At 70.2% G+C, this 9,316-nt stretch carries 8 protein-coding genes and 4 pseudogenes; 8 read left to right on the top strand and 4 right to left on the bottom strand.

The window, feature by feature from the left end:
• The first annotated feature begins 536 nt into the window (after window positions 1–536).
• Together ACWEK3_RS41500 and ACWEK3_RS41495 are read left to right on the top strand one after the other, a co-directional pair.
• On the top strand, window positions 537–761 hold the full coding sequence (locus ACWEK3_RS41500; protein ID WP_453252176.1) for a LexA family protein: 225 nt from the start codon (window positions 537–539) through the stop codon (window positions 759–761).
• A gap of 50 nt (window positions 762–811) precedes the next feature.
• A pseudogene (locus ACWEK3_RS41495) lies at window positions 812–1,120 on the top strand (TetR-like C-terminal domain-containing protein); the annotation flags it as partial.
• 125 nt (window positions 1,121–1,245) lie between these two features.
• On the opposite strand, the pseudogene ACWEK3_RS41490 reads toward ACWEK3_RS41495, so the two are convergent.
• The 3 genes and pseudogenes from ACWEK3_RS41490 to ACWEK3_RS41480 form a co-directional block, all read right to left on the bottom strand.
• Window positions 1,246–2,005, bottom strand: a pseudogene (locus ACWEK3_RS41490) (IS6 family transposase).
• Between the two features lie 85 nt (window positions 2,006–2,090).
• On the bottom strand, window positions 2,091–2,390 hold the full coding sequence (locus tag ACWEK3_RS41485; RefSeq protein WP_453252175.1) for a hypothetical protein: 300 nt from the start codon (window positions 2,388–2,390) through the stop codon (window positions 2,091–2,093).
• Window positions 2,391–2,476: 86 nt separating this feature from the next.
• Window positions 2,477–2,620 (bottom strand): annotated as a pseudogene (locus ACWEK3_RS41480) (DUF6215 domain-containing protein); the annotation flags it as partial.
• Window positions 2,621–2,856: 236 nt separating this feature from the next.
• Between ACWEK3_RS41480 and ACWEK3_RS41475 the strand changes: the two are divergent.
• The 4 genes from ACWEK3_RS41475 to ACWEK3_RS41460 are packed head-to-tail and all read left to right on the top strand — an operon-like array spanning window position 2,857 to window position 6,116.
• Entirely contained in the window at window positions 2,857–3,714 is an 858-nt protein-coding gene (locus tag ACWEK3_RS41475; protein ID WP_453252174.1) for a TetR family transcriptional regulator C-terminal domain-containing protein, read from the top strand.
• A 32-nt stretch (window positions 3,715–3,746) separates the two neighbouring features.
• Window positions 3,747–4,640: a BKACE family enzyme gene (locus ACWEK3_RS41470; protein ID WP_376412743.1), complete on the top strand. Its 894-nt coding sequence runs from the start codon at window positions 3,747–3,749 to the stop codon at window positions 4,638–4,640.
• A gap of 28 nt (window positions 4,641–4,668) precedes the next feature.
• A complete protein-coding gene (locus ACWEK3_RS41465; RefSeq protein ID WP_383063773.1) occupies window positions 4,669–5,640 on the top strand; it encodes a 3-hydroxyacyl-CoA dehydrogenase NAD-binding domain-containing protein in 972 nt (323 codons plus the stop codon).
• Window positions 5,637–6,116 (top strand): thioesterase family protein, encoded by a 480-nt coding sequence (locus ACWEK3_RS41460; protein WP_384089968.1) that lies wholly within the window; start codon window positions 5,637–5,639, stop codon window positions 6,114–6,116. Before ACWEK3_RS41465 ends, ACWEK3_RS41460 begins: the two co-directional genes overlap by 4 nt.
• A 178-nt stretch (window positions 6,117–6,294) precedes the next feature.
• Here the strand turns inward: ACWEK3_RS41460 and ACWEK3_RS41455 are convergent.
• Window positions 6,295–7,008 (bottom strand): annotated as a pseudogene (locus ACWEK3_RS41455) (enolase C-terminal domain-like protein); the annotation flags it as partial.
• A gap of 641 nt (window positions 7,009–7,649) precedes the next feature.
• On the opposite strand from ACWEK3_RS41455, the gene ACWEK3_RS41450 reads away from it, so the two are divergent.
• Window positions 7,650–8,648, top strand: coding sequence for a hypothetical protein (locus tag ACWEK3_RS41450; RefSeq protein ID WP_453252173.1), 999 nt, complete (start codon window positions 7,650–7,652; stop codon window positions 8,646–8,648).
• A gap of 4 nt (window positions 8,649–8,652) precedes the next feature.
• Window positions 8,653–8,919 (top strand): hypothetical protein, encoded by a 267-nt coding sequence (locus ACWEK3_RS41445; RefSeq protein WP_376653836.1) that lies wholly within the window; start codon window positions 8,653–8,655, stop codon window positions 8,917–8,919.
• Window positions 8,920–9,316 lie beyond the last annotated feature (397 nt).

Genomic DNA, 9,316 nt, shown 5'->3' with positions numbered 1-9,316 from the left:
CGCGGCGATCTGGCACAACCACAAGACCGGACAGCCGGTCATGCGATCCCTGATCGCCTACGACCACTAATCACATCGGAATGACTCGTCTAGGGCGAACGGGCACGGGCCGCGCGTGATGCTGGCTCATGACTCGTCGGCCACTGGGGACTCGACCGGTACCGGCCCCGTGCCCCGGACCGGAGCAGCCGCACCGCTGGGCGTCGCGCGAGCCGGCGCATGTGCACGAGGCGAAGATGAAGGGTCACCAGGAGGAGTGAAGCTGCCCGTCACTTGGCCCAAAAATCGAACACACAGTCTAATGGTGGGCATGGAGCATGCGACCTTCCCCCCAGACCTGATGCAGCTCCAAGCGGACTGGCACCGCACCTACGAGGCCCTGGCTGCGCCGGACCCGGCCCGGACCACCGTGCTGCGCCGCCGGCTGCAGTGGCTGTCCGTCCGGCTGTGGTGGCATCCCTACTGGAGTGGCCGGGCCGCATGCCGGCCGCCCGGGCCGAGCTGCGCGACCAGGTCCGTACCTGGCAGGAGCAGCGGTGAACCGGCGCCCGGAGCACCCGACCGAGCGGGAGGAGGAGATCCTGCGCTGCATTCGCCGGTGGATCGAAGACAAGGGCGAGGGCCCGTCGGTGCGGCAGCTCGCCCACGCCGTCGGGATGCGCAGCACGGCCTCGGTCGCCTACCACCTGGCCAACCTGGAACGGTCCGGCGCGCTGATACGAGACGGCCGCGGCTGGAACACCTGCCGCCTGGGCCACTAACCGGCACCACAAGGGCTCAACTGGCTGCGCACCGCTGTGACCAGCTGTGGTCGGGCCTCGCCCGCTCCTACCTCGACTTCGCCGCACGCAACCCGGCGGTCTACGACGCCATGTTCGAGCTCGACGGCGGTCTGGCGTTCGCGAACGAGGACACCCCAGAACCCCTGAAGGACGCCTTCGCCGCCCTGCTGGAGAGCCTCGGAGAGGTCTCCGGGGACGGCGTCCACCCGGCGCTGTTCACCGAGGTGTTCTGGGCGGCCCTGCACGGGCTGGCGCCCCTGGCCCGGGCGGGACGGCTGCCGCCGGAGGACACCGAGCCGAGGGGGGAGCTGCTGGTGGACCGGCTCGCCATGGTTTGACACACCATCCCGGCGGGCACGCAGCCGGGGTCTTCGGGCCCCGCTGCCTGGCGTTGTCACGTTGTCGAGGGTGTTGGCGCTTGGCGGGACGTCGGGGCGTGCTGGGGTCGGTTCCGGCTCCGTGCTCAGGCCGTGGCGGGCAAGCCGGCGGTGTTGGCGATCTGTTCCCAGATCGCGAAGCGGACGGTCATTTCGGCGCGGTGGTTGGTGGCGGTCATCAGGTGGCGTCGGGGCCGGAAGTGGGGTGAGATGCCGCTGAACGCGGACAGGAACCGCTGGGCTCCGCCGACGCTGCGGAAGCCCTTCATGGCACGTTCTCGTTGCCGGGTCGGCTGGTGGGAGTTCTCGGCCCGGTTGTTGAGGCCCTTATGGGAGCGGTGCTCGACGGAAGGCATCACCTCGCGGTGGGCGGCCCCGTAACTGCGGAGCTTGTCCGTGACCACCACCCGCGGCACCGAGCGGGTCTTCTTGAGGAGTTTTGCGGAAGAAACGCCTGGCCGCGGCCTTGTCGCGTCTGTTCTGCACGAGGATGTCCAGCACGTTGCCGTCCTGGTCCACCGCGCGCCACAGGTACTTCAGCTCACCGTTAATCTTGATGAAGACCTCGTCCAGGTGCCATTTGTCGCCGGGACAGGGACGCCGACGACGCAGCGCGTTGGCGTAGGCCTGACCGAACTTCAGGCACCACCGCCGGACGGTTTCGTAGGAGACGACCACGCCACGCTCGAGCATCAGTTCCTCGACCTCCCGGAACGACGGCGGGAACCGGTGGTACAGCCACACGCAGTGGGAGATGATCTCGACGGGGTACCGGTGCCCCCGGTACGACGGCGACACGGACGACACGAGCAGTCCCCTCTCCGATACGACCTCCGCGAAGATCATCCCACGCCGGTCAGCCAACGTGACAACGCCTGCCCAGGCTGTATCCCGGCAACCAGATGGTCCGCCCCACCGGCCGCATGATCCTCTACCACCTCTCCGGCCTACGGCTTCGAGTCGGTCCTGCCACCGACCCACCCACCATCGTCATCAGCCGCGGCGTCCAGCTCCATCTCCTCTGCCGCTGGCGCCGCGTGAGCACGGCCCGCCGCTGGCGCACCGCGGCCCGGACTGCGTACGCGAGGGCTGCTGCCGCGAGCAGCGCCGCCCACCAGCCGACCCGGGACCACAGCCAGCCGAGACCGACCAGGGGTAACCCGATCACGGTGAGGACCGCCGCGAACGCGGGCGCGATCTCCCACCACTTCGGCCCCTGTTTCCCGTTCACCCATCGCTGCAGTTCCTCGCGCTTGCGCCAGGCCCGCCGTGTGCCGACAGGGGACCGGCCCAGCGGCCACACCGTGTTCACCCCCACCACACGGTGCCGATCCCGGCCGGGACCCATTCCCTCTCGACCGCGGCGAGATACATGATGCGGACGCCGAACACCGACCCGACCACGACGAGCAGGGGCTCGCGGACCCAAAAGGGCAGGAGACGGACGAGGAAGCCGAGCATCCGGCGATCTCACCAGGGCAAGATCACGTCGGCCGTGATGAAGCCACAATTCCGGCTCGGTACTCAACCGTGATGCAAGGGGGCCCGCGGCGACCCGGGCGTCCGGGGTCACAGGTCGTTGCGGTCCTGACTGCCACGCCAGTCAGGACCGCAACGGCCTGGTTATGGCTGGTTGCCGGTAGGTCTACTCAACCGTATGTTGAGTTTTCCGCAACACATGCCTAGGGTCGTGCCCCGTGGAAACCGACGACCTCCTCGACGGCGCACCGAACGCCGACACCGCCGCCCGCGTCCGCAAGGTCATCGCGGCCGCGGCCGTCAGCCAGCGCGAGTTCGCGCGCCGGGTCGTCATGGATCCGTCCAAGCTCTCGCGTTCGCTGAGTGGCACCCGCCGCTTCACGGCCGCGGAGCTGGCGCGGATCGCCGACGAGGGCCGGGTCGACGCGGGCTGGCTGCTCGGCACCCGTCCCCGCGAGAAGGCCCCGGCGCCGGCCGCCGAGGTCGAGGGCGGGCGACCGCTGCAGATCGTCCGCGAGACGGTCCGGCTGATCGCGGAGCACGGCTTCCACGCGGTGCGGGTCGCCGACATCGCCCGCGCCTGCGCCGCCAGCAGCGCCGCGATCCACTACCACTTCCCCGGCCGCGCCGAACTCCTCGAGGCGGCCGTGCGCTGGTGCATGGACGAGGACACCGCGGGCCGCGCCGCCCTCCTCGCCGAGGCGGACGACGCGGCGGCGGAGCTGCGCCAGCTCATCGCCCTGCAGACGCCGCGCACCGCGCAGCAGCGCCGCCAGTGGGCGGTGTGGCTCGACCTGTGGTCCGAGGCCGCGCGCTCCACGGCGGTGGGCCGGCTGCACTCCGAGTACTACCGGCAGTGGCGGGAGACCGTCGCCGACGTCGTACGCCGGGGTGTCGCACAGGGCGTGTTCCGCGCCGGGGCCGACCCGCAGGCGGCGGCGCTGACGCTGACCGCGCTGATCGACGGCCTGGCGACGCACGTCCTCTCGGTGAGCGGCCCGTCGGCCGACCGTGCCGCGGACGCGATGCACGCGGCGCTCACCACCCACGTCACCCACACGATCCTGGCTCCGTAGCCCTGAGCGGCAACAATTCGGGAGGCCCCCACATGCCCATCACCGAGAACGTCATCATCACCTGCGCGCTCACCGGCGCGGGCGACACCGTCCGCAAGAGCCCCCACGTGCCCGTCACCCCGGAGCAGATAGCGAGGAACGCCGTGGAGGCGGCCGCCGCCGGAGCGGCCGTCGTCCACATCCACGTACGCGATCCGGAGACCGGCGACCCGTCCCGCGACCCGAAGCTGTACCGGGAGGTCGTCGAGTGCGTCAAGGAGACCGGCACCGACGTCGTCATCAACCTCACCGCCGGCATGGGCGGCGACCTGGTCATCGACCCGGACGACCCGCTCACCCACCTCCCTGGCACCGACCTCGTCAGCGGCCTGGACCGCCTCCCGCACGTCGAGGACCTGCTGCCCGACATCTGCACGCTGGACTGCGGCTCACTCAACTTCGGCGACGGCTCGAACCTCTACGTCTCGACGCCCGACATGCTCCGCGCGGGCGCGCGGCGCATCCAGGAGCTGGGCGTGCGGCCCGAGCTGGAGATCTTCGACACGGGTCAGCTCTGGTTCGCCAAGCAGTTGCTCGCCGAGGGCCTGCTCGACGACCCGACCGTGTTCCAGCTGTGCATGGGCATCCCGTGGGGCGCGCCCGCGGACCCCGGGGTGCTCCAGTCCATGGTCAACATGCTGCCGGACGGCGCGCGTTGGGCGAGCTTCGCGCTCGGGCGGATGCAGATGCCGTGGGTCGCGCAGTCGATCCTGCTCGGCGGGCACGTCCGGGTGGGCCTGGAGGACAACCTATACCTCGGCAAGGGCAACAAGGCGACCAACGCCCAGCTCGTCGAGCGGGCCGTGAGCATCACCGAGTCGATCGGCGCACGCGTCGCGACACCGGACGAGGCCCGCGCCACCCTCGGCCTCAAGCCGCGCAAGTAGCCCGCCGCGACGACGAAGGATCCCCCTCATGAACACACCCGGGACGACCGCACCCGAGAACGTCCGCCGTGTCGCCTGTGTCGGCGCCGGAGTCATCGGCGGCGGCTGGGTCGCCCACTTCCTGGCGCGCGGCTACAAGGTGACCGCCTGGGACCCCGCACCCGACGCCGAGGACAAACTGCGCCGCCTGGTCGACGCGGCGTGGCCGGCCCTCACCTCGCTGGGCCTCGCCGAGGGCGCCTCGGCCGACCGGCTGACCGTGGCCGGCACCCTCGAACAGGCTGTGGCCGGCGTCGAGTTCGTCCAGGAGAGCGCGCCCGAGAAGCTCGACCTCAAGCGCGATCTGCTGGCTCGCCTGGACGCGGCGACACCGCCCGGCGTCGTCATCGCCTCCTCCACCTCCGGCTATCCGATGACCGACATGCAGACCGCGGCCGCGGACCCGTCGCGCCTGGTCGTCGGCCACCCGTTCAACCCGCCCTACCTCATTCCGCTCGTCGAGGTGGTCGGCGGCGAGCGCACCGACGCGGCGGCGGTCGCCTGGGCCGCCCGCTTCTACGAGGTGGCGGGCAAGTCCGTCATCACGATGGACAACGAGGTGCCGGGCTTCATCGCGAACCGCCTCCAGGAGGCCCTGTGGCGGGAGGCGCTGCACATGGTCGCGAGCGGCGAGGCGACGGTCCGGGACATCGACCTGTCGATCACCGAGGGCCCCGGGCTGCGCTGGGCGGTGATGGGGCCGATGCTGACGTTCGCACTGGCGGGCGGCGAGGGCGGCATGGCGCACATGCTGGACCACTTCGGCCCGTCGCTGAAGTCGCCGTGGACGCGCCTGGAAGCTCCGGAGCTGGACAAGGAGTTGTACGACGCCGTGGTGGCCGGCTGCGACGAGGCGGCGGACGGCCGCTCCATCGCGGACCTGGTGGCCGAACGCGACCGGGGCGTCATCGACGTACTGCGCGCCACCGGCCGCCTGGACCGCGGGGAGGGCGCCCGATGACGAACCTCCCGCTGTTCCGCGGCACCGTCCGCCCGGAGTGGATCGACTACAACGGCCACATGAGCGAGGCCTTCTACGTCCTCGTCTTCGGCCACGCCACGGACGCGCTGATGATCGAGACAGGCCTGGACTCCGGCTACCGCGCGTCCACGGGCTGCTCCCTCTACACGGTCGAGTCCCACATCCGCTACCTGAGGGACGTGCCCGAGGCCGCGCATCTGGCCATCCGCACCCGCGTGTTGGGTGCGGCGGCCCGCAAGGCGCGTTTCGTGCACGAGATGTACGTGGTGCCCGAACCGGAGTCGGACCCGGCGCCCGACGCGGCGCCGGTGGCGACGACCGAGCTGCTCGCGGTCCACGTCGACCAGCAGGCGGGCCGGGCCGCCGAGTTCCCGGAGCCGGTCCGGCACCGCTTCACGGAGCTGACCGAGCCGGCTCCGGACTGGGCGGGCCGCTCCATCGCCGCCGTGGTCTGACGCGCGCCGGGGCCCGGACCCTGTGCCGGGCCCCGGTGCCGCTGCCGGAGACCGGGCCCTGTTCGCGGGTGGGCCGGTTGACGAGGCGGTCCCGCGATCTCGGGGCGGGTCTTGGTGGGTACGTCGCGCGTCGCCTTTGCCGTCGGGGGTCGGATCTCCTCGTGGTACGGGGGTCCGGTCAGGACGGTCGCGTGCCGTGGACGCGGTGTGGCTCCGCGTCGGCCCACTTGACGTCGAGACCGAGTCCGGGTCGACCGGTGTCCGGGCGCAGGGCGCCGCCCTCGGGCGACAGGGTGCCGTCGAACAGCAGGTGCTCGACGCGCACGTGGTCGTGGAAGTACTCCAGGTGCCGCAGCCGGCGCACGGCGCAGAAGGCGTGCGCGGAGATCGCCGGGGCGCAGTGCGCGGACAGGTCGAGGTGCCGGACGCCCGACAGACCGGCGATCTTCAGTACGCCGGTGATGCCGACGCAGCGGGTGACGTCGGCCTGGAGGCAGTCGACGGCCGGTCCGGCGGGGCCGTCGACGAGGTTGGCGAAGTCCTGGGCGGTGAAGGCGTACTTCCCCGCGGTGATCTCCAGCCGTGCCGGGCCCCGCTCACGCAGCATCCGCAGCCCTTCGAAGTCCACGGAGCTGACCGGCTCCTCGAACCAGCGCACGTCCCACTCGTCGTGGAAGCGGTGTGCCCAGTACAGGGCCTCCTTGCGGCCGAGGGCGCCGTTGGCGTCGGTGAACAGCTCCGGTCCGGTGCCGACCGCCTCGCGTACGGCGGTGAGGCGTTCGGCGTCGCGCTCGGGCTGCCGCGAGGTCTTGAGCTTCACACAGGGAATGCCCTGTCCGACCCAGCCGGTGAGCTGGTCGGTGAGCCGGTCCAGGGGGTAGTTGGTGAAGCCGCAAAACGGGAAACGGGCGCCCGCGCCGCCTCGCGTTGATAACAAGCCCTTCGGCAGGTCACCCAAATTTGGGTGACGCCTGGGCCATCACCCGCCAGGGAGCCCGGAAGAAGTGGGCGGACGCCGTCAGCGCCATGTCCGCGCCCCGGCCGGTCGGGAGGCCAGGACCACGATCGAGGCGATCGGCGGCACCGCCGACCTGTCGTGGCACGGCGCCGAGGGCGGCTGGTGGTGGATCGGCCAGGGAGCCGACGGCACCCGGGTGAGGCCGGAGAGGACACCACGTACGACACCAAGGAGGAGGTCGCCGCGATGGCGGGCGCATTCCTGCAGCAGCACGCCATCCCAACCACGGACGGAGACTCGAAGTGACCGAGAAGTTCTTCACCCCCAGCAGCTCGTCGCCCACGCTGTCGCCCCGACCCCCGCCGCGGCCCCGGCGCCCACTCTTTCGGCGGGTGTGTGATGTACCTCACGCCGCCGTGTCCGGACTGTTCGACCGCTACGGAGCGAATCGAGGTCGAGAGCGAGGAGGTCGGGCGCTGCACAGCGCCCGACTGCACTCGGCGCACCTACGGCACCGGCGCCCCGGACGACGACGACACGCTGCCGCGCGTAACTCCATGGCCGGTCCTGCATGGATGCGCTCGGTGTTCGTGACCCGGATCCAGTACAAGCAGGCTCAGGCGGACGAGGACACCGCCGCACACGTGGCGGCCGTCCAGGCGCAGGTCAGCCTCGCTGCCAAGGCCGCGTTCACCGCGCACGAGGACGCCAACATTGCCTCGGAAGCGGCCGCCCGTGCACGGGGCGCTGCCGAAGAGGCCAAGGGCTACGCCGATGCGGCGGCGGCCTCGGCCAAGACGGCCGGGGAGCACGCGGACCGCGCCCGCGCCAGTTCGGAGGCTGCGGACAAGTCGGCGGAGCGGGCGGCCGCCTCAGCGCAGCAGGCCAAGTCGGCTGCCGCGACCGCGCAGAAGGCCAGCCGGGCCGCGAACTACTCGGCGAAGAAGGCCACCGCCTCCGCGGTCCAGGCCAGCAACTCCGCCGCGAGCGCCGCCTCGTCCGCGAACAAGGCCCGTGCGGCCGCGATCGCCGCGGGCAAGGACGCCGCGGCCGCCAACCAGGCGGCGCGGGAAGCCTATGCGGCCTACATCGCGAAGGATCAGGAGGAGCAGAAGGCCAAGGCGAAGAAGGTGCGTGAGGAGGCCCAGCAGAACGAGGCGAACGGGTACCGTCCGCAGGACGATTCATCCAATGATGACGTCAAGTTCGATATGTACGACAATGCGGGAATTCCCGATGGTGTGCGAGACGTCGTCGGTTTCTTCAGCTATCGCGGCGCGATCGACGGATTGATACTGCACATCCTCGGACGCCACGATGAGGCCAATGAGGCCATCAAGGGATTCATCGGCCCCTTCTTCACTGGACTCGTCGGAGGTAAAGTCAGCAAGGGAATGCAGATCGGCCCGGTGTCGCGCGCGTTCGGCAGGGTCGGGGGTCAAGGTGTTCGGTGTGCCGGTGGCTCTCGGAGCGACGGTCGTAGACTATTTGCTCCCGCAGGGCGGTCCGGTCCGCTACATCGAACCCGGCCCGTTCAACCGTCCTGCGCAGCCCCCGATCTCCTGACGCGGTGATGAGATGACACTGAGAGAATACTGGAACTCGCTGCAAGGCGGCGGATTCATCAGAGGCTTGGCTGATGAGCTGCTGGGCCAGCGATCTCTTTTCCTCGGCATTTGCGGCCTCGTGGGAGGATTCGGAGGCGCCATCAATCTTGATGGCATCGCCAAGCGATTGATGTTCCTGGCGGTCGGCTGCGTGTCTCTCGTCCTCACGGTGTACTCGTGGAGACAAGTGAAGCGTCAGACGCTCGAGAAGAACGCTCAACGCCGACAGCAGAGGTAACCGCCGAAAGGGCCCGCCAGAACCCTGGCGGGCCCTTTCGGCCTGTACTCAGAGTGAACTCGCACCCTCGTGCTCGTCGATGCCGCTCCCCCAGGAAGCCTCCGGCGAGTCGATCTACGGTACTGAACCATTCGCGGCTGCCACACGACGAAGCCGGGAGTCCTTCAAGGGATTCATCGGCGCTTACTCACCGGGCAGCTCGGTGGAGCGGTGAATAAGGGAAGCCAGATCGGCCCGGTGACTGGTGCGATCGGCAGAGCAGGCGTCAGGGTCTTCGGCTGGCCTGTGTGCGAATCTGAATGAGAAGCCGTATCTCAACCGATCATGGAACGTGCGGGTCGAACAGGTTTCCCGACGGGGTGATCTTCCCGTTGTGCGCGCATGAAGACAGGGCCCC

Source organism: Streptomyces sp. NPDC004721 (genome assembly GCF_053601495.1).
This window is presented reverse-complemented; position numbering and strand designations above follow the sequence as displayed.